This is a genomic window from Staphylococcus sp. SM3655, from assembly GCF_016917315.1.
GTDB lineage: Bacteria > Bacillota > Bacilli > Staphylococcales > Staphylococcaceae > Staphylococcus > Staphylococcus aureus.
Map to the genome: position 1 here is coordinate 683,781 of NZ_CP070305.1, position 24,619 is coordinate 708,399.

Below are 24,619 nucleotides of genomic sequence, written 5' to 3' on the forward strand. Positions count from 1 at the left end.
AATTAATTAGGCACTAAAAGTTTATAACTTTTAGTGCCTTCTATATAGTGAGAACTTCTGGTAATCATCGATTATGTTAACCAAACAAAAAGCCATAAATGCCGTCATATAGGCATTTATGGCTTTTTACTTTCATTATCTTTTATGCATCTTTTATACATCGTTGATTTGACGCGTTTTCATTCTTTTGCATTGGCAAGTATTTTGTATCTTTATTCAGTTACTATTTCTTTTCTCCAACCTAACAAACCATCTTTAACTCTAATAATATGTTTGCCACGCCAGGCACTTCTTACTTCGAAATAATACCATTCCCCGTTTTTGTTGAGGAAATAAATATCTTGATAACCTTCTTTAATGACATATTTTGTAGCTTCTTATCTTTGATCGCCAAACATTATCAATCCCACCCTTATATTTATTTATCTTTAATATATAACAACATTTATTAATATTCATGTTATTTCATGGAAGAAGAGATTTGTTATAATGTGAAGGTCGTCTATCTCTCAGACGTCAATTCGGCGTAGAGAGGAGGTGCGATTTATGAATGAAATTCTTGTTCACATCATGACAACGGCAATCAGTGGTTGTCTCGTTACGTTATTTGGTTATTGGCTCCATAAACGTGATAAAAAATAATATAGACGATTAAAGCCAATTCACCAAAAAACCCCGAACTACGGCGAATAGTTCGGGGTTTGGTGCGTTTACAAACGAAATTCTTGTTACTTTTAGTATATATTTCATATTGCCTTTTGTAAACTCTTCTATTCTTATCAATACATTTCAAGGTGTCGTAAAAATACTTTCCTTTTTCATATTGCCTGATGTGCATTAAATTTTGATTTTAAAATCAACCCATGAACGAATGAATGGCCCAAACTAAAAATCCGGCAACAGGAAAGAAAAGCCACCAAAAATCATAAAGAAAATCAACTATGGAAGGTGCCCTGTTACTCTCTCTATAATTTCCCTCTAAAATAACTTTTTTAAAACGTGCATCTCCTTTAATTAAATGCTCTAAAGAGATTCCAAATAAATCGCTCATAGCAATCAAAATATCTAAGGAAGGATAGTTTTTGGCACTTTCCCATTTAGAAACACTTTGTCTGGAAACCTTTAATATATTGGCTAATTCCTCTTGAGACCATCTTTTTAATTCTCTCTGTTCTTTTATAGCTTCAGCTAATTTCATAAAATCACTCCTTAACTCAAACTATAATTAAAATAATTGAAAAGTCACGATACTTTTAGTTAACCAACTCGCAACGAAAAGTTGCGTTATTCCCAATTCAGTTCAAGTTGTTTTAAAAAATCCTCTCGTTCTTTCTCTAATTGTGGGTCGTAATCTTTTTGAGGTTGCTTTTCATATGACCGTTCTTCTAACCATTTAGGCGTCTTTTCACGCCTCACATATTGTCTTGATTTATCTATCTTGGACATTTGAGGTTGTCGTTTGTTATGAATGCGTTTCTCAGCGTCAAATGTGAACTCTATCCATTCAATTTTACGCCCTTTTTTCGCTTTGATTTTATTGATAGTAAGATTATTAAATATAGAACCTAATTCAATAATAATAGGTTTAAAAACATTTTTGTTAATATCAGTCATACGATAAGATTTAGGTATATCTAAACGATTTTTAAAATCATCGATGTGAATTTTTAAATAGCCTGTATGTTTGTATTGTTTAAGTAATCTAAACATATTTTTAGAATATGTAGATTTAAGCCTAGTCATTTCTTTTAATTCAAATTTTGTAAAATTATTAGTAATTGAATTCAATATGTGTTTTAAATTTGAAGAAGTTGATATTTCTAGATATTGTTCTCGCTTATGGATTCTATAATGATTGAATAAAACGAATCTTTCTATTACATCATCATCTTCATATCTAATGGTTAAATTCAACATCTTTTTATACACATTATCTAAATCATTAGCAAATCTATTAATATTACGTGTTTCTGGACTATAATTACTTAATTTTTTTAATTCATCAAAAGACAAACGTAATGTATTAGTATCTTGCTCTTTTAATTTATTACACATCGCAAAAAATAAATTAATTTCAGTAGCTGTAAATCGCCTTAATGGAACTAAATTCATTTCATTTTTATATACAACTGTCTCTCCTGTCATGATACAGCCCCCCCTTTATTACGAACCTAAAGGAGTATCGTTTGAATATACACTCCCATTTGAAAACTTTTATTCACAATAAACTACTTTATTATCAATGTCAAACCATAAAAGGAGTACAACTTTTTAAAACACTCCTTTTATGTGGCAAAAACACTCCTTTAGGCATTGAAATCCCTTGTTGCTCTAGGTCTGAACAAGCCCCTAAAAAGGTTTTTAAAAAGATTTATAAAAATATATTAAAAAGTTAGAGGGGGGCTACCTATTTTTCATCCTAAAAAATAATTAACCTCAAACAAATGCATTTAAATATCTATTTTTATAATGTATAACCATCTTCTCTATCTTCTTTAAAAATGATTTCTCATTCTTGTGCTTGATATTTCTTCTTAAAGAACTGTTCATCATTGTTATCTATCGTCATTACTTCACGTATTTTAGAATTGTCTAAATGATTATCAATATGATTTATTAGCGTATGATAACGCTCTTCTTTCATCATACTTTTAATGATTTTAAAAACTTGATTGAATAACTTAAGCGTATAATTTAGTTCTTTATCTTTCTTTTCATTCTCTGACAACAAATAATTATAACGTTGTGCTAAATCATTAAATTCTTCAACCAGCTTTTCATTTTCCATATGGACACTAGTCAATTCATTAACTAAACTTTCATTTTGTTTCTCTGATTTTTTTAATGACTTCCCACTTTTAATCCATTCATAATCATCTAATATCATCTGTGCTGCTTTAATTTGTTTAGTGTATTTTTCAAAATAAGTTTTAGTAATTACAATATTGCCTGTTTCTTGCTTCTCTTTATGAAACCATCCACCTACATTTTTAGTTTTAATTTCATACATGACACTCAGAAGCTTTTTAAGCGTATCTAATGATTTTTGGTAGTTTTATATCAATTTATCATTTTCTCACTTTAAATGATCCTCTATTTGCTTCTCGCGCATATACATTTGTTTATGATATTCTGTTTTTTGTTTATAGCCGCTAACTTGATCATGTTTTTCTTTTGTAAGTTGTCTAGAAATTCCTCGTTTTAAATCATAGCCTTGCTTATTAATATACGTATTGAATCTATCTTGGAATTCGGTTAATGCTTTTTTATTACCTACAACTTCTTTCGCACTTAAACGTCCATCTTTAGTAATAGGAATTACGCCATAATGCATATGTGGTGTTATCTCATCCATATGTACTGTCGCATATAAAAGATTTTCTTTACCGTATTCTTCTTCCAAGAACGCTTTAGCATGCTTAAAAAACTATTTTGTCTCTTCTTCAGATAATTGATTAAAAACACATTATCTGATGTAATTAATCCATCAATATGTTTAATGGCATCTGTTCTAATTTTGCGTTTCCCTTTATAATTTTTTTCGATTTTCTCATCAATTTTTTTATTAAAATCAAACTTAGTATCATTGACTAAATCATAGTTTAAATATGACTTACTTAAATCAATATCTATATTTTCATAATTTTTATTTTCTCTTTGAATACCTCTTGTATTTGTTTTTGATTTCACTTTAACAACTCGAATAATTGAATAAGACATAATAAATCAACTTCCACTGCATATGATTATAACACCTAAACACAGAAAAGTTTTAACATACTAGACTTATTAAAAACCAAATAAGTCATTAAAAACGTGTGCTCTGCGAGGCTTGTTTTTTGTCATCACAAAAAAGGACTGGAAAATCCAGTCCTTAAATTAAAAAACTCAAAAGTAATGACTAATCATATTTCATATTGTTTTTTCTCTATGTATGGCTATACCTATCAATATTTCTTAACTTCTAAGCTCAGAAATATTGACTATGACATCAAATCGTTTCGCAAGCTCTAAATCATGCGTTACGACAATCATAGTTTTATTTTCATCAAGTAGCTTCAATAATAAATCAATAACTATTTTTCCATTTTTCGTATCTAGTGATCCAGTAGGTTCATCAGCTAAAATGATTTTCGGATCTTTTAATATTAATCTTGCCAATGCTACTCTTTGTTGTTCACCACCGCTTAGAGAACTAACAATTCTCTTGATATCTAAATCTAGGCCGACCTTTTTTAATACTTCTTTCTTTAAGTTCATATTATCTTTTTTATTCTTTTTGAACTTTAGGGCTAAACCTAAATTTTGACTGATTGTTTGATTTTCAAGTAAAGCAAAATTTTGAAACAAATACCCTAACGTATATCTATAAAAATCGACTTTCTTTTTTAGTAACTTATCTTCAATATATATGCTTCCTTGTGATACATCTTCGAACCCGGCGATTATGTTAAGTAAAGTAGATTTTCCAGCGCCACTTTCTCCAACTAAAGCATATGATTTTCCTTTTTCAAAATTAAAGTTACATCCGTCTAAAATGTTTTTATTACCTTTTTTTACAAAAACATTTTCAAGTTTTATCACTATCGGTCACCTCATTTTAAAAAGCTAGGAATATCTTTTGTAATGTATTCTATCGAACGCACATATTTCCCTTTATGATTTACTTTCACATATTCTTTTGTAGGATCATAACCTAAAAAATCCAATTTATAACTCTTTTTTTCTCCATTTTTAGAGTATACAGTTATATTTCTATAGTCCTGGGTATCTTTTGGAACTTTGGCATAAGATACTTTTTCTTTTAACAGTGGGTTAAAACGATCTAAATGCTCATTTCTAACCAATAACAGACTAAGTATGATGATTAATAGTACAATTGTTACAATAATTAAAGTTCTTTTCATTGTTTAAATCTCCCTCATTAAATCTTTAAAGTATTTTTCAAGATATTTAATATAAGCAATTTGAAGTAAATGTTGAATAATAGCAATAGACATTATTATGAATAGTAATATCTTTGAACCAAATAAAATATGCGTAGTGTAAGCTAACATAATAGAAAGTAAAATAGAAATTGTTAAATAACGTACATTACTGCTGAATAATGAATAACCATGAATTTTTCTTAATAATAGTTGCTTTTTATTCCAGCTAAAATATTGAATTGTTTCAAATACAGTAGCTATCAAAAGAATGAAAACGTTAATAATAATAGTAACTATTGTTATTATCATTTTTGTTTTCGTTTCATTTAATTCATTTAACACAGAATCCTTGTAATTAGTTATACCGCTAATTTCTTCTTCTAGGTGATTATCTTTAAGCAACTGTTTAAGTGTATCTAAATCTTTAAATAGATATCCACCTTGAGAAACAGCAGCTAAATAAAAATCTCCTGTTAAATCGTCAGGTGTCAACAACATTACTATTGGAGAATCTAGATATCCAAATTTCAAATTAGTTGTGCGATCAAAAGAAAAAACAGATACGTTTTTTGACAGTACTTGCACATCTACTTTTTTGTTTTGTTGCTTTTGAAAGTCAATCCATCCTTGGTGATTTTTTTGAATTTCAGATTTTTGATATTGTAACCTTGGAGGAATAAACACGTTTATTTTATCCGAATGATTGACAATCATTTTAAAATCATGATTTATATTTTTATAGAAATTCAGAAAATTGTTATTGATAAAAAAGACATTGCCATTTTCAGGAATGTAATTGTTTTTATCGGGATTGGCTATATTATTATTCTTTAAAAGCAATCCACCAAGTTGTTCGCTTTTCTTAATTAAATTGTATATATTAGTTTCTAAAATTTGTTTTTCTTCTGAATTTCTAATATTAGGAGAAATCTCTAATGTATAGTAATTATCTAACTTTTGCCAGATTTTTTCAGAGTCATATATATTCTTTAACTTCGTATAAGCATTTAAATTTTGTGCCAGTAAAAAAGATAGTATTAGCACCATGATACATTTGGTGAAGGTACCCATAAATATTGAAAACTTATATCCTTTTTTCCCTTTTAAGGTTAATGGAATACTTAACTTCAAAAGAAGACTATACGAAATCAGCCACAACAATGTAGTAATACAAGCAAAAACAAAAAGCAACACGATAAATCTACGAATAAACATTAAGAAATCCAATTCTAAATTGGCTATATGAATGATTAATATATTAGCAATAAAGAAAATAGTGGTAAGTACTAGCCAATAAATGATTTTTATATGAATATTATGAAAAATAATGCGTGTAGTTGAAAAGCCATGTAGCTTTTGAATAGCATAAAATTTCAAATTATATCCTCTGTCATATAAGAAGTACAAAAGATATAATACGCCTAAGAATATGAAAGGCACTAATAAATCATTATCTATGACTAATTCAAAAAATAATATGTTTCTATTTATGTATTCAACTTCAGATGTTAAACCAGCTTTTTTTAATTCACTCGTAAGCTCTTCTACATTGAAATGTTCACCAATAATATAATACTTTCCTTTTATCTCTCTGTTTAATAAATCTGATGGAGTTAAAAGTGATGTTTTATTACGTATAAAGTCAGAATTATTTCGTTTTGAGTTGAAAACAAAAAATTCTTTTTTATTATCAAAATCTTTAACGGATTTAATTATTTGTATATTTTGATTTTTGGCGCCTGATTCAATGACATCTAACACTTTTGATTTACTGTTAGATTTATCCCAATTAGAGATTGTTAAAATATTGGAACTTTCAGGTATAATTTCTTCATTTTCTTTGAAGAAAAATAAAAATAATAGCCCTGAAATTAATAATAAAGTACTAAAATCTAAAAATAATTTGAATTTTTTCATATTGCCTCTTTCAAGAGAATAGACAGAATTAAGTTTACTTAATTCTGTCTATTCTCCTTAATTAATATATGTAATTAGTGAAGACTATAAAATGTTTTGTTTCCACCCCAAGCCTTTGGAGCAGATGCCTTAGATTGAACACCAGGTCGAGCAACACCACTAAAAGATGAATATTTCCCTACTGCTGTTGAACCATGATTTCTTTTATTGTGACTATAATAAGACCATACGTAATGTTTTCCAATACCATGGCTCCAAACACCACCAGCTACATGTACTGTTGCAGCTTCAGCTTTATAAGTTACACCTAATAAAGTGCCGAATAAGATTGTACTAGCAATACAACTAGAAACAAATTTCTTTTTCATAAAAACACCTCCATTTAATATTCTTTATTTATTATAGCAAAAATAAATAAAATAGATAATGAGTAAAAATAATCTAAAAGTGTTTTTTTGCTCTGTTGCTTGTTTTGTTCATCTATATATAATATTAATTCTATTATCCTTAAATTAACTATCATTAAACAACGATATGACAATGTATAATAAATACAATTTCACTACCTATAATTCAACATTATGTAAACTAAAGTATTTCAAATAATTAACTGTATTAATACTCTCATCATGATTGCGTTATAAACGTTCGTTAATGAGAAAAAGAGAGGGCATATTGTATATGGCACAAATTTTGTTCTTTAAATGGCAAAACACCTCTTATTAACTAAATAAGAGGTGTTTATGATTATCTCAATTTAAACTTTTCTATAGCTAATTTAATCTCGTCTCTAACACGTTGGAATTCTGACCATTCTTTACCTGCTGGATCATCAAAACCCCAATGCTCTTTTTTAACGTTTGGTGGTAAAATAGGACAATTATTGTCTGCATCACTACATAACGTTACGACCAAATCTGATTGTTTTAAAATATCATTATCAATCAAGTCTGACGTATGGTTTGATATATCAATATCTACTTCTTTCATAGCTTCTATTGCTTTAGGATTAACACCATGTGTTTCAATACCAGCAGAATAGACATTCCAACCTTCACCCAATATTTCCTTTCCCCAACCTTCAGCCATTTGGCTACGACAAGAGTTTCCTGTACATATAAAATAAATTGTTTTCTTATCCATAATTAAAGCCCCTTTTCTTAAAATATGATTAGTGTAAGGTATAAACCTAAGAGTGTTACAAATAGGACTGGAATAGTGATGATAATTCCAGTTTTAAAGTATGTTCCCCACGAAATCTTCACACCTTTTTGTGTTAAGACATGTAGCCACAATAATGTTGCTAAAGAACCAATTGGCGTAATTTTAGGTCCTAAATCAGAACCTATGACATTCGCATAAACCATGCCTTCTTTTAATATTCCTGTAGCACTGGATTGGCCAATCGCTATTGCATCTATTAAAACAGTTGGCATGTTGTTCATAATCGAAGATAAGAAAGCAGCTATAAAGCCGATACCCATGATGCTGCTAAATAACCCATAATTTGAAATGTTTGTTAAAACATCCCCAAGGACCGTTGTAATACCTACATTTTTTAGTCCAAACACAACAAGATACATACCAATAGAGAATACAACGATATTCCATGGTGCACCTTTAATCACTTGTTTTGTATGAACTGCTTTAGATTTACGAGCTAATATTACAAAGATAAAAGCAATAATACCAGCAATAATTGATACAGGAATTTGGATAAACTCGCTAACAAGATATCCAACGAGTAGTACTGCTAATACTATCCATGAAAGCTTAAATAACTTAGAATCTTTAATTGCACTTTTAGGATCTGATAGATTTTCTGTATCGAACGTTTTAGGTATGGATTTTCTGAAATATAACCATAAAACGAGAATACTAGCAATCAGAGAGAATATATTAGGAATGATCATTCGGCTAAAATATTCAATAAATCCAATATCGAAGTAATCTGCAGAAACGATATTAACTAAGTTACTTACAATTAAGGGAAGTGATGTAGTATCAGCAATAAAACCACTGGCAATAATAAAGGGGAAAATCACTTTTTGATTAAATCCTAGATTCCTTACCATCGCTAATACAATAGGCGTTAAGATTAAAGCTGCACCATCATTTGCGAAAAATGCTGCTACAATTGCTCCAAGTAACATAATAAAAACAAACATTTTTAAGCCATTACCGTTTGAAGCCTTGACCATATGTATCGCAGACCATTCAAAAAAACCAATTTCATCTAATATTAATGAAATAAGAATAACAGCCACAAAAGTTAAAGTTGCATTCCAAACAATACCTGTTACTTCTAATACATCAGAAAGACTTACGACTCCTGTAATGATAGCAACAACAGCTCCAATTAAAGCTGTAATACCAATATCTAAACCTTTTGGTTGCCAAATCACAAAGGTTAAAGTTAAAAGAAAAATTACAATTGCTAAAATAGTCATCAACAGTCACCTGATTCCACATTTTTACATACACATCTTTGATTAGATGTATTAATGATGTTCAAGTTTTGGATAATATCATCTAAAATAGCATGATTAAGTTGATACCAATGTTTATTGCCGTCTTTTCGTGTTGTAACTAATTCATTATCTACTAATGACTTCATATGATGACTTAGTGTAGGTTGTGAGAATTGAAAGTGTTCTAATAAGTCACAAGCGCATAGCTCACCACAAGAAAGTAAATCTAATATTTCTAACCTACTTGAATCTGATAAAATTTTTAATATTGTTGATAGTTCTTTATAAGACATGAATAAACCTCCTAGACATTAAATAGATTAACATCTATATAGATTATTGTCTATGTTATTTTATTTACTATTTTTTATTCTATATATAGTTTGACGTGTAATACCAACTTCTTTAGCTATAGTACTTATAGATTTACCCTGTTCAAGTAATTCAACAACTCGGTAATAAACTAAACGCTTTTGTGGGTCTTTAGCATTGGGAGAATACAGAATAGGTCTCCCTTTATATATACCTTTTTCTTTGGCGACTTGAATCCCTTGAGCTTGTCGACGTTTACTTTCATTTCTTTCTTGTTCTGAAATCATTGCTAAAATTTGAATAATTAAATCTTTCATAAATTTATCTAGTAGTGGATTTCCAATGACTTCATTCATCATAGGTAAACTCGTTATCATGAGCTGAACTTCTTTTCGAAGATTTTTCGTAGATATAATTTGCTAATAAACTTCCTAAAACTGAATAAAGAAAAATAGTTAAACTCATGTAATCACTCCATAATTCTGAAGTGTCTCCATGTCTACGCATAGACACGCATTTATGCCGAGAAAATTTATTGTGCGTTGAGAAGAACCCTTAACTAAACTTGCAGACGAATGTCGGCATAGCGTGAGCTATTAAGCCGACCATTCGACAAGTTTTGGGATTGTTAAGGGTTCCGAGGCTCAACATCAATAAAGCAACTATGGTAAAATTTTAAAAAAGGAGGAATGTATTTTGAATAAAAAAAATGAGTTAGATATAGCTTTTATTATGTCTACCGTTTTGAATGTTTTATTTTTAGTTGGGTTAACTTTCTTAGTTCAATTAGAAAATTTATATATTTTAATTCCATATACTATTTTGGGTTTTATAAATGCAGTTTATCTAACTGTTAGGGCTATAAATATTACTAAAAATAGGAGGTTCTGTTGCAAAGTTAAAAAATAAGTGTCTAACCTTATGTTTAAAATAATACTTCGTATTAACTAGCTAGCATGATGCTAATTACACGGCATGGCGAAAACCCGTAGATCTGAAGAGATCTGCGGTTCTTTTTATATAGTCCATAAATACATTCAATGCCTTTGATCGTATTCTTTGCCGTATTGATACTTTGATAACTTATTTTCCTTACTTTGATATGACGATGATCTTGTTCAATGAGATTATTTAAATATTTAGAGGTACAATGACAGTTGGGGGTAAGTTTAAAATCTTTAATCACTTTGGACATTGCCACCTTCGTTGAAGGGGCTTGGTCTGTAATTATCATTTGAGGTTTGCCAAATTGTTTAATAAGACGTTTAATAAACGTATATGCTGAGTGATTATCTCGTTTCTTACGTAACGAAATATCTAGTGTATGGCCATCTGCATCAATAGCGCGATATAAATAATTCCATTGCCCTTTAATTTTGATATACGTCTCATCTATATGCCATTTATAATAAGCTTGCTTATTCTTTTTCTTCCAAATTTGATACAAAATAGGAGCATATTCCTGTACCCATCGATAAATTGTTGAATGATGAACATAGATGCCTCGTTCTCTCAATATTTCAGATATATCACGATAACTTAATGCATATCTTAGATAGTAGCCAACGGCTACAGTAATGACATCTTTGTCAAATTGCTTATATCTGAAATAATTCATCCTCTGCACCTCATTTTTGTTGACTATTATACTATATTTCTAACTTTGCAACAGAACCGAACAAATCATTGGAAGTTTGACGGGGTAATTATCAATGGATAAACAAGTTAGAAATACAACAGAAATTGTACGTTTGGCGAAGCAGAAATCACAAAAGACAAGGGAAAAAGTAGACAAAGCGATTTCTAAATTTTCGATTGAAGGTAAAGCTATTAATTTTAATTCAATAGCAAAGGAAGCTAATGTTTCTAAATCATGGCTTTATAAGGAACACGATATTAGGCAAAGAATCGAATCCCTTCGTGAGCGTCAAATAACATCAAATGTAGTCTCAAAACCCAAGAAAAGTTCTCGTTCGGAGGAAATCCTTATAAAAACCTTAAAAAGAAGGGTTATGGAATTAAAAAAAGAAAATAAAAAATTACAGAACCAAATTCAAAAATTATATGGAGATCTGTATAATAAAGAGTAGTTTTAATTATTAATCTGTAGACAGATTGTGAAAGGATGCACTTAAACTAACGGGGCAGTTATGTTTAAGATACTTTAAAATTTGGTTAAAATCTCCGAAAGGATTGGTTTCTAACATTAGAAATCAATCCTTTTTAATATTAATTATATATCATTCAAACAATCATTTGACTATTTGTTTATGGTGGGATATATTATAATCATCAAACAAACAGTCATTTGAATAAGGAGGATAATTATGACAAAAGATATGTGTGAAGTTACCTATATTCATGAAGATAAGGTAAACAGGGCTAAAAAAGACCTTGCTAAACAGAATCCTATGGATGTAGCGAAAGTTTTTAAGGCTCTATCAGATGATACAAGAGTTAAAATTGCTTATGTTTTGTCTTTAGAGGGAGAGTTATGTGTTTGTGATGTAGCTAATATCATTGAATCTTCAACGGCTACGGCATCCCATCATTTAAGATTATTGAAAAATTTAGGTATAGCAAAATACCGTAAAGAAGGAAAAGTAGTCTATTATTCACTAGATGATGAGCATGTTAAACAGCTTGTAGAAAAAGCTTTCTTGTATCAAAGGGAGGTTGCTAGTATTGGATAGTTCAGCAAAAACATTAACAGAAGATAAACAGGTTTACCGTGTGGAGGGTTTCTCGTGTGCGAATTGTGCTGGGAAGTTTGAAAAAAATGTAAAACAACTAGCTGGAGTTCAGGATGCAAAAGTGAACTTTGGCGCTTCCAAAATTGATGTATATGGAAATGCATCGGTTCAAGAGCTTGAAAAAGCAGGTGCTTTCGAGAATCTTAAGGTATTTCCCGAAAAACTAGCGAATTCATCGATGCAAGCGGTCAAAGAAGACACTAAGGCTCCTAAAGAAGAGAAAATACCGTTTTATAAAAAACACAGCACATTGCTGTTTGCCACATTACTGATTGCTTTTGGTTACCTTTCTCACTTTGTAAATGGAGAAGATAACCTTGTAACTTCCATGTTATTTGTAGGTTCGATTGTAATTGGCGGATATTCACTATTTAAAGTTGGTTTTCAAAATTTGATACGCTTTGATTTCGACATGAAAACCCTGATGACCGTAGCAGTTATTGGAGCTGCCATCATTGGTGAATGGGCAGAGGCATCCATTGTTGTCGTTCTCTTTGCAATCAGTGAAGCACTTGAACGTTTTTCTATGGATAGAGCAAGACAGTCCATTCGTTCATTGATGGATATTGCCCCAAAAGAAGCACTTGTTATGCGGAATGGTCAGGAAATAATGATCCATGTGGACGATATTGCCGTGGGTGATATTATGATCGTCAAACCAGGGGAGAAAATTGCCATGGATGGGATCATTATAAATGGTGTGTCGGCTGTCAACCAGGCTGCTATAACAGGAGAATCTGTCCCTGTTGCCAAAACGGTAGATGATGAAGTATTTGCAGGTACGCTTAACGAAGAGGGACTACTTGAAGTAAAAATCACCAAATACGTAGAGGATACAACTATCTCCAAGATTATTCATCTGGTTGAGGAAGCACAAGGGGAGCGCGCTCCAGCGCAAGCATTCGTAGATAAATTTGCGAAATATTATACGCCGATCATTATGGTTATTGCGGCGCTCGTTGCAGTCGTTCCACCTTTATTCTTTGGTGGAAGTTGGGATACTTGGGTTTATCAAGGATTAGCGGTACTTGTAGTTGGATGTCCGTGTGCATTAGTTATTTCTACTCCAATCTCGATTGTCTCGGCAATTGGAAATGCAGCTAAAAAAGGTGTGTTGATTAAAGGCGGTGTCTATCTAGAGGAATTAGGAGCCATTAAGGCAATCGCATTTGATAAAACAGGAACACTGACAAAAGGTGTACCAGTGGTAACAGATTTTAAAGTGTTAAATGATCAAGTGGAAGAAAAAGAGCTGTTTTCCATTATTACAGCTTTAGAATATCGATCACAACATCCACTTGCTTCAGCAATAATGAAGAAAGCAGAGCAAGATAATATTACTTATTCCGATGTTAGAGTGGAGGACTTCACTTCTATTACAGGTCGGGGCATTCAAGGGAATATAGATGGAACAACCTATTACATTGGCAGTCCAAGGCTTTTTAAAGAATTAAATGTTTCCGATTTTAGCCTTGAGTTTGAAAATAAAGTGAAAGTTTTACAAAACCAAGGGAAAACGGCCATGATTATTGGAACGGACCAAACAATCCTCGGCGTGATTGCTGTAGCAGATGAGGTCCGCGAAACAAGTAAAAATGTGATTCAAAAACTTCATCAGTTAGGAATCAAGCAAACAATTATGCTGACAGGTGATAATCAAGGTACCGCAGAAGCAATCGGTGCTCATGTAGGCGTTTCTGATATTCAGTCCGAATTGATGCCACAGGATAAGTTGGACTATATTAAAAAAATGAAAGCCGAGCATGGTAATGTAGCTATGATTGGCGATGGCGTCAATGATGCTCCTGCACTTGCTGCATCCACTGTTGGCATTGCAATGGGCGGTGCTGGAACAGATACTGCCATCGAGACAGCTGATATTGCATTAATGGGAGATGATTTAAGTAAGCTTCCATTTGCAGTAAGACTTAGCAGGAAAACGCTAAATATCATCAAAGCGAACATCACGTTTGCCATCGGAATTAAGATAATTGCCTTACTATTGGTTATTCCAGGCTGGCTAACCCTTTGGATTGCGATTCTTTCCGATATGGGAGCCACTATTTTGGTAGCATTAAATAGTTTGCGACTGATGAGAGTGAAGGATAAATAGGTACTATATGTGTGCAATTTACGGAGAGGCTGGGACATAAATCCCTAAAAAGCAGCAGTAAGATAATTTTCAATTAGAAAATATCTTACTGCTGTTCTCTATTTATACAATACTTCGTATTGAATGGCTTCGCTTTGCCCGTCTGGCACATTACTGTAAAATTCTATAAATAGAATTTTTGATGACGGATCCCTTCCTAGGGTGCCGTCTCAGCCTTGGTCTTCGACTGGCACTGCTCCCTCAGGAGTCTCGCCATTAATACTACGTATTAACATGTAATTTTACTTTGAAATACTTTAAAAAAATAAGACACTTTCGTATAATTTAATAAATACCACTAAACTAAATTAACGAGGTGCCTTATGTATAAAAATTATAACATGACCCAACTTACACTACCAATAGAAACTTCTGTTAGAATTCCTCAAAATGATATTTCACGATATGTTAATGAAATTGTTGAAACGATACCTGATAGCGAATTCGATGAATTCAGACATCATCGTGGCGCAACATCCTATCATCCAAAAATGATGTTAAAAATTATCTTATATGCATACACTCAATCTGTATTTTCTGGTCGTAGAATAGAGAAATTACTTCATGACAGTATTCGAATGATGTGGTTAGCTCAAAATCAAACACCTTCTTATAAAACTATTAATCGTTTTAGAGTAAATCCTAATACTGATGCATTAATTGAATCTTTATTTATTCAGTTTCATAGTCAATGTTTAAAGCAAAATCTTATTGATGATAATTCAATTTTTATTGATGGTACAAAAGTAGAAGCTAATGCCAATAGGTATACATTTGTGTGGAAGAAAAGTATTCAAAATCACGAATCGAAATTGAACGAAAATTCAAAAGCATTATATCGTGACTTAGTTGAAGAAAAAATAATACCAGAGATAAAAGAAGATGGAGATAGCGATTTAACAATAGAAGAAATAGATTTAATTGGTAGTCATTTAGATAAAGAAATCGAAGATTTAAATCATTCTATTCAGAATGAAGATTGTACTCAAATTAGAAAACAGACCCGTAAAAAAAGAACTGAGATTAAGAAGTTCAAAAAGAAATTTGATGATTATTCCGAAAGAAAAAGTAAATATGAAGAACAAAAATCGATTCTTAAAGATAGAAATAGCTTTTCTAAAACTGATCATGATGCAACTTTTATGAGAATGAAGGAAGACCATATGAAAAATGGCCAACTTAAGCCAGGATACAATTTACAAATAGCGACAAATTCTCAATTTGTTTTATCCTATGACCTATTTCAAAACCCGACAGATACTAGAACTTTAGTTCCATTTTTAACAATGATTCAAAATACCTTCGGTTATTTACCGGAGTATATTGTAGCTGATGCAGGTTATGGTAGTGAGCAAAACTATATGGCTATTATAGATGATTTTAATAAAACGCCACTTATTACGTATGGTATGTTTATTAAAGATAAAACGAGAAAGTTTAAAAGTGACATTTTTAACACTCAAAACTGGAAATATGACGAACTTAATGATGAATTTATATGTCCTAATAACAAAAGAATAGGTTTTAAAAGATATGCAAACCGTAATGATAGATATGGTTTTAAACGTGACTTCAAACTATATGAATGCGATGACTGTTCAGCATGTTCTTTGAGGCAACAATGCATGAAGCCAAATTCGAAATCCAATAAGAAAATCATGAAGAATTATAATTGGGAATACTTTAAAGCCCAAATTAATCAAAAGCTTTCTGAACCAGAAACGAAAAAAATCTATAGTCAAAGAAAAATTGATGTAGAGTCTGTTTTTGGATTTATGAAGGCTATTTTGGGTTTCACTCGAATGTCAGTTCGAGGAATAAATAAAGTTAAACGAGAGCTAGGTTTTGTATTAATGGCACTTAATATAAGGAAAATAGCAGCTCAACGAGCTGTACATTATAAAATAAATATCAAAAAAGCTGATTTCCATCAAATAATTAATAGAAATCAGCTTTTTTACATTGCCTAAAAACTTAATGTCCCAGCCTCATCCCTAAAATATTTGGAGATGATAAAATGATCGCGACGATATAAATTATTTTGTTACTTTTATTTGTCCCATCATTCCATTATCTTCATGCTCAAGTATGTGACAATGGAACATGTATGTCCCAGTATTTTTAAAAACCACTTCTATTTTGGCTTTTTGTCCAGGTTCCAGAGATATAACGTCTTTTTTGCCTCTCATATCTTCTGAAGGTTTCTTCCCATCCACTGATAAAACTTTAAATTGCGTTCCGTGGATATGGAACGGGTGCTTCATACCACTCATTTTATCTTTGACGTTTTCAATTTCCCAAGTTTCTTTACGGTTTACCTTTTGTGTGAAATCTATTCTGTTAGGATCGAATTTTTTGCCATTAATAGTAACATTATCGTCCATACCTTCTAATTTGATTTTTTTATCTACTTTTGGAGTAGTGTCTTTGTTAGTACTTTTTTCTTTGTTAATAATTGGTAAAATTACTGTTTCATCATTATCAACAAGATTGACTTTTTCTTCTTTCATTTTAGATAAATCTATTACTATTTCTTTTCTTGCTGAAGGAGCTAAATTAATTTCTTTTAACTTTTTAGTCTTTTCTAAATGGCCGCCTTCTGAAGCAATATATTCAAAACTTTGATTATTACTTAGCTTAAGATTTAAATCCCGAGCATTGGAGCCATTTAAAAGTCTCAAACGTATTTTTCCTTCTTTTGTTGTTAATTTAGGATCTACTTTCCCATTCACAAGGACTGTATCACCTTGAGTACCATCTTCATCTTTCGTTTTTGTATAATTTAATTTTTTAGATACAAATGTTTTATCTTGGATTATTATAGGCAAATCATTTTTCCCATAATTGCTAGGATAATTATTCTTTTTGTCATCCTCTATATATAATAACCCTGATAAACCATTATAAACTTGTTTAGCTGTATTTGGGGAGGGGTGGGGATGATACCATAATGTAGCAGCCTCTTGTTTAACCTCAAATTTTATTGTTTTTTCTTTTCCTGGTTTTATAACTTGAGAAGGGCCTCCATCCACTTTTCCATCTATTTCTAACCCATGCCAATGAAATGTTGTATTTTCATCTAAGTTGTTGACTAACTTAATTTTAACCTTATCTCCTTTTTTTAATTTTAAAGTTGGCCCAAGTAAATTTCCATTGTATCCTAAAGTGTTAGAGAAATTACCTTTGTAAAATTCTGTCTTTCCTTTCTGCGCTTTTAATGTATAACTTTTATAACCATTGTTATCTTTTTTAGGATCTAAAACTTTGGGAAATGTTATTTCATTTTTTCCTTGTGAAGAATTCAAATTTTTTCTTTCGTCATGACTTTTCATATCCATCATATCATTTCGCTTTTGATCATTTTCTTTCATGTCCATCATGTTGTGCTTACCTTCTGCAAAAGTATCATTAGGAACCATAAACATTATAGAAAATAACGTAATTAAAATTGTGAACATTTTTTTATACATTATATTTACCTCTTTTATTTTAATTTTAATGTAAATGCATTAATTGCTACGATGATCGTACTTAAAGACATAAGTATTGCACCCACAGCAGGTGATAATATTAAACCAATAGAAGCTAATATACCAGCTGCAAGAGGAACTGCAATCACGTTATATCCTGCGCCCCACCATAAATTTTGAACCATTTTTTTCATCGTATTTTTTGAAAGGGACAAAAAATTGATAATATCAGAAGGATTACTTTTAACGAGTATGACATCCCCCGATTCAATAGCTACATCTGTCCCTGCGCCAATTGCCATACCAATATCTGCTCTAATAAGGCTTGGCGCATCATTGATACCATCACCAACCATCATGATTTTGCTACCATTGCTTTGATAATCTTGGATAATACTTTCTTTATCTTCGGGCATCAATTGCGCGTGGACATCACTAATACCTAATTCTTCAGCCACTGTTTGTGCCACTTCTTTATTATCGCCTGTAAGCATGACTGGCGTAATGTTTCTCGATAATAAATCCGAAACCATTTGTTTTGAACTTTCTTTAATTTTATCGCCTTGTGCGATAATACCAATAACTTGTCGGTCATGAATTAGATAACTAATAGAATTCCCTTGTTGAGCGAGATTCGTAAATTGTTCTTTATTATAATCAAAATTGCTTTTATCGAGATAAGAAACATTCACTATTTTGAGTTTTTTATTATCAACTGTGCCTTCTAAGCCTACACCTGGAATATTATTAACTTCTTGAGGAGTAGCATATGAAATATTTTTGCCTTTAGCAAAATCAACAATACCAGTGGCAAGTGGATGATTAGAATTACTTTCTAATGAAGCAAATAGACTCAATATTTCTTCATTATTTAACTCGTCTGTAAAACTTTCATAGTGATTCACTGAAAAGTTACCTTCAGTTAGTGTCCCAGTTTTATCCATCATGATGTAATCAATGTGTTGTGCGATTTCTACAGATTCTCTGTTTTTAATGATTAAACCATTATGTGCGCCTATAGAGGTAGAACGTGCTGTAACTAAAGGTATTGCCAAGCCTAATGCATGTGGACAAGCAATGACTAATACGGTTACTAGCCGTTCAAGTGCGAAATCGACGTTGTTTTGAATAAGCATCCATACGATAAATGAAATCAGGCCAATACTTACTGCAAAGTAAAACAAATAACCTGCGACTTTATCAGAGAGGAGTTCAGCTTTTGACTTATCGTTTTGAGCTTGGTTAACAAGACCCATAACTTGAGATAGGTAGCCATTTTCACCCGTAGCAGTCACTTTAACTTGTACTGTACCTGAACCATTAATTGAACCTCCAATAACATCATCATTATGAGTTTTATGAACTTTTTTTGATTCGCCAGTAACTAATGATTCGTCAATTGATGTTTCTCCTCGAACAATGATTCCGTCTGTGGGTATACTTTCGCCTGCTCTGACTTCCACAATATCGTCAATATGAATATCTGATATTTTAACTTCTTCTCGTTGATTGTTATCAATCAGCTTCACTGCAGTATTAGGTAAAAGTTCTGCCATTTTCTTCAGTGCATTGCCTGCATTACCTACTGCGTTCATTTCAATCCAATGACCTAATAACATGATTAAAATTAAAGTCGCTAATTCCCAGAAAAAGTCCATTGTATGTGTGGATGAACCACTGAAGTTATTCATATAAAAGGCGTATAAACTATAAATATAAGCTACTGAAATACCTAGAGCAACAAGCGTCATCATTCCAGGTTTTTTAGTTGAAATTTCATCTTTAGCCCCTGATAAAAATGGCTTTCCTCCGTAAAAGAATAAAATTGTAGCAAGAATTAATACAATCCAATCTGACCCTGTAAATGAAATTTGAAACGGTAATTTAACTCCCATCATGGGCGATAAAATAATAATCGGTATCGCAAAAATCAAAGAAATAAAGAATTTACTTTTAAAATTTCCATGATGGTGATGTTCATGATTACCATGACTAGTGTGATTTTCATGTTCTTGATGACTATGATGCTCATGATTTTGGTGTTTTTTGTTATTCGACAAAATTAAACCTCCTAATTTTATATTTTTAAAGATAGTAATAAGACAATTTGAGTGTAACATATACGGGATAGGGGTATATACCATTTGACTTTTTTATTTTGTAGTGTACAGAAAATAACCATTTTCTGTACACTCTTTTTTTATATCGAAATAAGTGAGGATTACATTTATTTTTATGTTCAGAAACCCAATAAAAAATCTATGTTCATAAAAGTACCCGTATTTAAGTTATGGTACACTAATGATGGATATAGGAGGTTTGTATTTTGAAAATAGGTTATGCAAGAGTTTCAACAGGATTACAAAATTTAAATTTACAAGAAGATCGATTAAATGCATATGGTTGTGAAAAGATATTTAACGATCATATGAGTGGTTCAAAAAGTAAAAGACCTGGTTTAGATAAAGCAATTGAATTTGCAAGGTCTGGAGATACTATTGTTGTTTGGAGATTAGATAGACTAGGACGTAATATGGAGGATTTAATTACATTAGTTAATGAGCTTAATGAACGAGGTGTAAGTTTCCATAGTTTAGAAGAAAATATAACGATGGATAAATCAAGTTCTACCGGACAATTATTATTTCATTTATTCGCAGCATTTGCAGAATTTGAACGTAATTTAATTTTAGAACGTTCTTCAGCTGGTAGAATTGCAGCACGTGCTAGAGGACGGTATGGTGGAAGACCCGAAAAATTAAACAAACAAGATTTAAAATTGCTCAAAACACTTTATGATAATGGTACGCCAATTAAGACAATTGCTGAACAATGGCAAGTTTCACGTACAACAATTTATCGTTATCTCAATAAATTAGAAGATGAAAAGAGTGATAAGTAAATACAACTTAACTTTCAACAATAATAAAAGTTAAAAAATACACACTAATCATACGTTTAAGCTATTATAAATTCAACAACTTCATTTGTATGATTAGAATGTACCTAAAAAATACATAAATTATATTACAATATTTTTATTATAGAGACTAAAGTATCTTAGAAATTTGGATAGTAGGTTTTTCGAGAATAAAAGTATAGTTGGCTTTAATATATAATTAAGCTAAGCTATCATTTATATTTACTCGATTATAATTCGCACTTCAACTTTTTAATAACGTAAAAATTAAAAAGTAGTTTCATTTATCTTTAGTAATATCTTTTTAAACACTACAGTTTCTTCATTAGTTAAATTAGCGAAGTAATGATTATTAAGTTGATAGGCTTTCTTTTCTAATGTTGGCCATAAGTCTTTTGCTTTATTTGTACTGTTTATTAGCACAGTTCTTCTATTTTCATTATCAGTTTGACGTGTTATTAGATCCTTTTTGGACATCTTATCTAATATTCCAGATATTGTTGAAGGTTCTAAATTTAAAGTATTACCAATCGCTTTAGGTGTATTCAAATTACTATTAATCAAGCAATTCAAAACACCATATTCTGCTGGAGTAATATTATAGGGACTTAATAAACTTTTAAAATGTTTAAACACTCTATTCTGAGAAGTACTCAACAAATAATTTATACAATTATCTAATTCCACAACAAAAACCCCTCTTAAATCATTAGTATTGACTCGCTTATCATATCATGATAAGTTTTGTAGGAAAATAGTTTTGCAACAAAAACATACCTCTACAAAACAATTGTGAAAGAAGGCTAATAAATGTTCAATGCGATAGTAGTGAGAAAAAGTGCATCAAATGTTAGTTATAAAATAGAAACCGTTGATGAATCTCATTTATCGAAGGGTGATGTCTTAGTAAAAGTGGTATACTCTTCAATAAATTATAAGGATATGCTAGCTTTACAATATAAAGGCGGTGTAATTAGAGATTATCCTATGATTCCTGGTATAGATTTTGCAGGTATTGTTGAATCAAGTTCGAATGATAAGTTTAAAGAAGGCGATAATGTATTAGTTACTGGTTATGATGTCGGTGTGACACATACAGGTGGATTTTCAGAATATGCACAAGTGCCTGGAGAGTGGATTGTTCCTATTCCCCAAGAAATGTCTATTAAAGAGTCTATGGTATATGGCACAGCCGGTTTTACGGCAGCATTATCAATTTTTGAACTAGAAAAATATGGAATGAATATCAAATCACAACCTGAAATTTTAGTGTCTGGGGCTACAGGTGGTGTGGGCAGTGTTGCAATACAAATTTTACGTAAAATTGGATATGAAAATATCACTGCTATCGTAAGAAAAGAAAAGCAAATAGAAATCGCAAAAAAATTAGGTGCAAAACAAGTAATAATAATTGAAGATGATAATAAACCACTTAAAAAAGGTATTTTTGATTATTTCCTAGATACAGTGGGGAGTAATGTAACATTATACGGTTTAAAACGTCTAAATTATCAAGGTGTTGCTACTGTATGTGGAAATGTAGCAGGAAATTCACTTAACGCTAATATATTACCGTTTATTCTTAGAGGTATTAAATTAATTGGCATTGATTCTGTATATGTTGATCATAATATCCGTGAAGATATATGGAGTAAGTTAGCAAATGAATGGAATATAGGAAATTCACTTCTATACAATGAAATTGGATTTGAAGAATTCTATAAAACGATAGATCAGCTTTTAAAAGGACAACATTTAGGAAGAACTATTTTAAAAGTATAAGTATGAGTATTCATTAATACATTTACTATTAATTCAATCATTTTGCATTTCTCTACTAACCAGTGTTATAATTTATATAACGAAAATGATTAACAATTAATGCACCAATCCCCACACTATTGCAGTAGTGTGGGGATTTTTTCGATGCTGGCTTATAAAGTCGCCTATTAATTATTTGTTGCGTTTACTAAGCCAATAAGTATAATACGCAACAGCACAGCCACTGATGACTGGTGCTATGATGTGAACGAAAATGATTAGCAAAGTAATGCACCTCCTCTCTTCGTCAATTGACACCTGAGAGATAGGCGACTCTATTATTATACCATCTGTGAATATACAAGCATATCTACTTTCGATAAGTCGTCTTATGTTATATAACTTTGTTTTTTATAGTATCAAGACAAAAGAAGAAACGCAGTTCAAAATCATCCCCTAAATTCATTAATCTATGGATGAATTTAAAAGCGTTAAAAATGTAACTGGATCTAAGACGGTTACTATTGACATGTATGAACCCTATGTCCGATTATTTCGCGACCTATTTCCTAATGCAGCTATTATTTTTGACAGATCCCATATCGTTCAACATTTAAATAGAGAACTTAATAAGTATCGTGTACAAGTTATGAATGAATACCGTAATAAAAAAGGACCTGATTATACAATTTTTAAGAATAACTGGAAAGTCCTATTGATGGATACTAGTAAAACCATATTTAGTAAATACAGATGGAATAAATCTTTTAAGGCTTATAAACGCTCATCTGACATTGTAGAATTCATGCTTTCAAAAGACGATATACTACGACACTCCTACGAACTTGTCCAAGGATTACGAAAAGACCTAAGGTTATGTAATTGGCCTAAATTTATTAATCGTTTAAATTCAGTTAGTAAAAAGTCTGTGAGTAAGGGTGTATGGAAAGCGGTTAAATATTATAGAAAACATCAAAGGATGTTAAGAAATACAATTTATTACCCAGCATTTAATAATGGTGCTATAGAAGGAATTAATAATAAGATAAAATTAATCAAGCGAATTTCTTTTGGTTACAGAAATTTCAACAACTTTAAAGCACGTATAATGATGATTTTCAGCTTATACAAAGGAGAAAAAAGAAGACAACCAAGCCCAATAATGGACTGGCCGCCTAATAATAAAAACTCTAAAAGTTGTAATTTAAAATAGTTCTTTAAATTATATACCCACCACATTTGATGGAGAACCTAAAAATATTTATCTCTAAATTAACGTTTTAACTCATTTTTGATAGTTTCAGTTGCAGCTTTAGCTTTACATACTCTCGGATATAATCAGACTGTTCTTCTGGAAGAACTATTCTATGCCTCCCACAATTAGACTTTCTTTGTTTGTATTCTTGATAATATTCAAGGGCAGACATCCCCGACTTAAAAACATTGATTACGTTATAAATTGTCTGTCTAGAACGTTTCAATCTACTCGAAATCTCTTTAACTGAAAGATTCTGGTGATAATATGATTCTATGAACGTAAGTTCATCCGTGTTAAGACGTGTATAGTCCATTCTGTACTAACTCCTTATGTTTTCTTTGGTAGGAAATACATATTGAGTTTAGCACAGAAGGCTTATTTATTTGTCTAACTTAATTTTACAATTGGCGAAAAATAAATATATAGATGAACTGTCTACACTTAGTTTGATTAATTTTATAAAAATAGATATTGTTAACTAAGTGTAGACGATTCAACATTTTAACTTATAATAATATATCTTAATTTATTATAGAACCCTATTATTATGTTCAACACTTTACACTCCAAAAAGTAAAAAGGAAGTTAAACAATGTTTAGTTGCCTAACTTCCGATATTGAATGCATCAGTCCAATTTGACATAGAGCCTTGATCAATTGATTTTATAATTATTATT

At 31.0% G+C, this 24,619-nt stretch carries 24 protein-coding genes and 4 pseudogenes; 9 read left to right on the forward strand and 19 right to left on the reverse strand.

From position 1 onward, the window contains the following. Positions 1-546 precede the first annotated feature (546 nt). Positions 547-642 carry a type I toxin-antitoxin system Fst family toxin gene (locus JQN76_RS03350; protein ID WP_001002795.1) on the forward strand — a complete coding sequence of 32 codons (96 nt, stop codon included), beginning with the start codon at positions 547-549 and terminating at the stop codon, positions 640-642. A gap of 214 nt (positions 643-856) precedes the next feature. On the opposite strand, the gene JQN76_RS03355 is transcribed toward JQN76_RS03350, so the two are convergent. From JQN76_RS03355 to JQN76_RS03415, 12 genes and pseudogenes are all read right to left on the reverse strand, one after another. Next, positions 857-1,198 carry a helix-turn-helix transcriptional regulator gene (locus tag JQN76_RS03355; RefSeq protein WP_000761344.1) on the reverse strand — a complete coding sequence of 114 codons (342 nt, stop codon included), beginning with the start codon at positions 1,196-1,198 and terminating at the stop codon, positions 857-859. Positions 1,199-1,284: 86 nt separating this feature from the next. Next, the gene (locus JQN76_RS03360; RefSeq protein WP_000145511.1) at positions 1,285-2,145 is read right to left on the reverse strand and encodes a replication initiation protein; all 861 of its coding nucleotides are present in this window, start codon (positions 2,143-2,145) and stop codon (positions 1,285-1,287) included. 364 nt (positions 2,146-2,509) lie between these two features. Further along, positions 2,510-3,010: a hypothetical protein gene (locus tag JQN76_RS03365; RefSeq protein WP_000273007.1), complete on the reverse strand. Its 501-nt coding sequence runs from the start codon at positions 3,008-3,010 to the stop codon at positions 2,510-2,512. A gap of 66 nt (positions 3,011-3,076) precedes the next feature. Then, positions 3,077-3,720: pseudogene (mobV, locus tag JQN76_RS14310) on the reverse strand (MobV family relaxase). A gap of 237 nt (positions 3,721-3,957) precedes the next feature. Further along, positions 3,958-4,584, reverse strand: coding sequence for an ABC transporter ATP-binding protein (locus JQN76_RS03380; protein ID WP_000593106.1), 627 nt, complete (start codon positions 4,582-4,584; stop codon positions 3,958-3,960). 11 nt (positions 4,585-4,595) lie between these two features. Beyond that, positions 4,596-4,907, reverse strand: coding sequence for a YxeA family protein (locus JQN76_RS03385; RefSeq protein ID WP_000831610.1), 312 nt, complete (start codon positions 4,905-4,907; stop codon positions 4,596-4,598). Positions 4,908-4,910: 3 nt separating this feature from the next. Next, on the reverse strand, positions 4,911-6,845 hold the full coding sequence (locus tag JQN76_RS03390; RefSeq protein ID WP_000713732.1) for a bacteriocin-associated integral membrane family protein: 1,935 nt from the start codon (positions 6,843-6,845) through the stop codon (positions 4,911-4,913). Positions 6,846-6,919: 74 nt separating this feature from the next. Then, complete coding sequence (locus tag JQN76_RS03395; RefSeq protein WP_000726502.1) at positions 6,920-7,213, reverse strand: lactococcin 972 family bacteriocin; 294 nt, start codon at positions 7,211-7,213, stop codon at positions 6,920-6,922. A 379-nt stretch (positions 7,214-7,592) separates the two neighbouring features. Beyond that, positions 7,593-7,988 carry a thioredoxin-dependent arsenate reductase gene (locus JQN76_RS03400; protein ID WP_000358995.1) on the reverse strand — a complete coding sequence of 132 codons (396 nt, stop codon included), beginning with the start codon at positions 7,986-7,988 and terminating at the stop codon, positions 7,593-7,595. Between the two features lie 17 nt (positions 7,989-8,005). Beyond that, on the reverse strand, positions 8,006-9,298 hold the full coding sequence (gene arsB / locus JQN76_RS03405; RefSeq protein WP_001834181.1) for an arsenite efflux transporter membrane subunit ArsB: 1,293 nt from the start codon (positions 9,296-9,298) through the stop codon (positions 8,006-8,008). Continuing rightward, entirely contained in the window at positions 9,295-9,609 is a 315-nt protein-coding gene (gene arsR, locus JQN76_RS03410; protein ID WP_000120605.1) for an As(III)-sensing metalloregulatory transcriptional repressor ArsR, read from the reverse strand. The genes arsB and arsR overlap by 4 nt, the downstream gene beginning before the upstream one ends. A gap of 60 nt (positions 9,610-9,669) precedes the next feature. Further along, a pseudogene (locus tag JQN76_RS03415) lies at positions 9,670-10,047 on the reverse strand (helix-turn-helix domain-containing protein); the annotation flags it as partial. Between the two features lie 277 nt (positions 10,048-10,324). Here JQN76_RS03415 and JQN76_RS03420 point away from each other — a divergent pair. Next, positions 10,325-10,537: a hypothetical protein gene (locus tag JQN76_RS03420; RefSeq protein ID WP_001035802.1), complete on the forward strand. Its 213-nt coding sequence runs from the start codon at positions 10,325-10,327 to the stop codon at positions 10,535-10,537. 34 nt (positions 10,538-10,571) lie between these two features. Here JQN76_RS03420 and JQN76_RS03425 read toward each other — a convergent pair whose 3' ends face one another. Further along, on the reverse strand, positions 10,572-11,246 hold the full coding sequence (locus tag JQN76_RS03425) for an IS6-like element ISSau6 family transposase (protein ID WP_001105942.1): 675 nt from the start codon (positions 11,244-11,246) through the stop codon (positions 10,572-10,574). 94 nt (positions 11,247-11,340) lie between these two features. Between JQN76_RS03425 and JQN76_RS03430 the strand changes: the two genes are divergently transcribed. The 4 genes from JQN76_RS03430 (at position 11,341) to JQN76_RS03445 (ending at position 16,503) form a co-directional block, all read left to right on the forward strand. Next, positions 11,341-11,718 (forward strand): DUF6262 family protein, encoded by a 378-nt coding sequence (locus JQN76_RS03430; RefSeq protein ID WP_000361064.1) that lies wholly within the window; start codon positions 11,341-11,343, stop codon positions 11,716-11,718. A 237-nt stretch (positions 11,719-11,955) separates the two neighbouring features. Beyond that, positions 11,956-12,321 (forward strand): ArsR/SmtB family transcription factor, encoded by a 366-nt coding sequence (locus JQN76_RS03435; RefSeq protein WP_000159128.1) that lies wholly within the window; start codon positions 11,956-11,958, stop codon positions 12,319-12,321. Further along, the gene (gene cadA / locus JQN76_RS03440; protein WP_000378396.1) at positions 12,314-14,494 is read left to right on the forward strand and encodes a cadmium-translocating P-type ATPase CadA; all 2,181 of its coding nucleotides are present in this window, start codon (positions 12,314-12,316) and stop codon (positions 14,492-14,494) included. The genes JQN76_RS03435 and cadA overlap by 8 nt, the downstream gene beginning before the upstream one ends. Before the next feature lie 362 nt (positions 14,495-14,856). After that, positions 14,857-16,503, forward strand: coding sequence for an IS1182-like element ISSau3 family transposase (locus JQN76_RS03445; RefSeq protein WP_047210381.1), 1,647 nt, complete (start codon positions 14,857-14,859; stop codon positions 16,501-16,503). Positions 16,504-16,569: 66 nt separating this feature from the next. Here the strand turns inward: JQN76_RS03445 and mco are convergent, their stop codons facing one another. Both mco and copB read right to left on the reverse strand, forming a co-directional pair. Further along, positions 16,570-18,003 carry a multi-copper oxidase Mco gene (mco, locus tag JQN76_RS03450; RefSeq protein ID WP_000277154.1) on the reverse strand — a complete coding sequence of 478 codons (1,434 nt, stop codon included), beginning with the start codon at positions 18,001-18,003 and terminating at the stop codon, positions 16,570-16,572. A gap of 14 nt (positions 18,004-18,017) precedes the next feature. Further along, positions 18,018-20,063, reverse strand: a complete 2,046-nt coding sequence (gene copB / locus JQN76_RS03455; protein WP_000069452.1) for a copper-translocating P-type ATPase CopB — start codon at positions 20,061-20,063, stop codon at positions 18,018-18,020. A 266-nt stretch (positions 20,064-20,329) separates the two neighbouring features. Here copB and JQN76_RS03460 point away from each other — a divergent pair, with 266 nt between their 5' ends. After that, the gene (locus JQN76_RS03460) at positions 20,330-20,905 is read left to right on the forward strand and encodes a recombinase family protein (RefSeq protein WP_000690626.1); all 576 of its coding nucleotides are present in this window, start codon (positions 20,330-20,332) and stop codon (positions 20,903-20,905) included. A 285-nt stretch (positions 20,906-21,190) separates the two neighbouring features. On the opposite strand, the gene JQN76_RS03465 is transcribed toward JQN76_RS03460, so the two are convergent. Further along, the gene (locus JQN76_RS03465; RefSeq protein WP_000418034.1) at positions 21,191-21,610 is read right to left on the reverse strand and encodes a MarR family winged helix-turn-helix transcriptional regulator; all 420 of its coding nucleotides are present in this window, start codon (positions 21,608-21,610) and stop codon (positions 21,191-21,193) included. A gap of 123 nt (positions 21,611-21,733) precedes the next feature. Here JQN76_RS03465 and JQN76_RS03470 point away from each other — a divergent pair, with 123 nt between their 5' ends. Beyond that, on the forward strand, positions 21,734-22,705 hold the full coding sequence (locus JQN76_RS03470; RefSeq protein WP_001670418.1) for an oxidoreductase: 972 nt from the start codon (positions 21,734-21,736) through the stop codon (positions 22,703-22,705). A 171-nt stretch (positions 22,706-22,876) separates the two neighbouring features. Here the strand turns inward: JQN76_RS03470 and JQN76_RS03475 are convergent, their stop codons facing one another. Further along, a complete protein-coding gene (locus tag JQN76_RS03475; protein ID WP_001791613.1) occupies positions 22,877-22,969 on the reverse strand; it encodes a type I toxin-antitoxin system Fst family toxin in 93 nt (30 codons plus the stop codon). Positions 22,970-23,153: 184 nt separating this feature from the next. On the opposite strand from JQN76_RS03475, the pseudogene JQN76_RS03480 reads away from it, so the two are divergent. Further along, a pseudogene (locus JQN76_RS03480) lies at positions 23,154-23,863 on the forward strand (transposase); the annotation flags it as partial. 140 nt (positions 23,864-24,003) lie between these two features. Here JQN76_RS03480 and JQN76_RS03485 read toward each other — a convergent pair. Both JQN76_RS03485 and JQN76_RS14170 read right to left on the reverse strand, forming a co-directional pair. Further along, positions 24,004-24,255, reverse strand: a pseudogene (locus JQN76_RS03485) (helix-turn-helix domain-containing protein); the annotation flags it as partial. A 272-nt stretch (positions 24,256-24,527) separates the two neighbouring features. Further along, the gene (locus tag JQN76_RS14170; RefSeq protein ID WP_227710902.1) at positions 24,528-24,599 is read right to left on the reverse strand and encodes a hypothetical protein; all 72 of its coding nucleotides are present in this window, start codon (positions 24,597-24,599) and stop codon (positions 24,528-24,530) included. Positions 24,600-24,619 lie beyond the last annotated feature (20 nt).

Excerpts from the sequence above, each read along its gene's own strand:
- JQN76_RS03350 (WP_001002795.1), top strand. The coding sequence starts at position 547 with ATGAATGAAATTCTTGTTCACATCATGACAACGGCAATCAGTGGTTGT.
- JQN76_RS03355 (WP_000761344.1), bottom strand. The coding sequence starts at position 1,198 with ATGAAATTAGCTGAAGCTATAAAAGAACAGAGAGAATTAAAAAGATGG.
- JQN76_RS03360 (WP_000145511.1), bottom strand. The coding sequence starts at position 2,145 with ATGACAGGAGAGACAGTTGTATATAAAAATGAAATGAATTTAGTTCCA.
- JQN76_RS03365 (WP_000273007.1), bottom strand. The coding sequence starts at position 3,010 with ATGTATGAAATTAAAACTAAAAATGTAGGTGGATGGTTTCATAAAGAG.
- JQN76_RS03385 (WP_000831610.1), bottom strand. The coding sequence starts at position 4,907 with ATGAAAAGAACTTTAATTATTGTAACAATTGTACTATTAATCATCATA.
- JQN76_RS03390 (WP_000713732.1), bottom strand. The coding sequence starts at position 6,845 with ATGAAAAAATTCAAATTATTTTTAGATTTTAGTACTTTATTATTAATT.
- JQN76_RS03395 (WP_000726502.1), bottom strand. The coding sequence starts at position 7,213 with ATGAAAAAGAAATTTGTTTCTAGTTGTATTGCTAGTACAATCTTATTC.
- JQN76_RS03400 (WP_000358995.1), bottom strand. The coding sequence starts at position 7,988 with ATGGATAAGAAAACAATTTATTTTATATGTACAGGAAACTCTTGTCGT.
- arsR (WP_000120605.1), bottom strand. The coding sequence starts at position 9,609 with ATGTCTTATAAAGAACTATCAACAATATTAAAAATTTTATCAGATTCA.
- JQN76_RS03425 (WP_001105942.1), bottom strand. The coding sequence starts at position 11,246 with ATGAATTATTTCAGATATAAGCAATTTGACAAAGATGTCATTACTGTA.
- JQN76_RS03430 (WP_000361064.1), top strand. The coding sequence starts at position 11,341 with ATGGATAAACAAGTTAGAAATACAACAGAAATTGTACGTTTGGCGAAG.
- JQN76_RS03435 (WP_000159128.1), top strand. The coding sequence starts at position 11,956 with ATGACAAAAGATATGTGTGAAGTTACCTATATTCATGAAGATAAGGTA.
- JQN76_RS03445 (WP_047210381.1), top strand. The coding sequence starts at position 14,857 with ATGTATAAAAATTATAACATGACCCAACTTACACTACCAATAGAAACT.
- mco (WP_000277154.1), bottom strand. The coding sequence starts at position 18,003 with ATGTATAAAAAAATGTTCACAATTTTAATTACGTTATTTTCTATAATG.
- JQN76_RS03470 (WP_001670418.1), top strand. The coding sequence starts at position 21,734 with ATGTTCAATGCGATAGTAGTGAGAAAAAGTGCATCAAATGTTAGTTAT.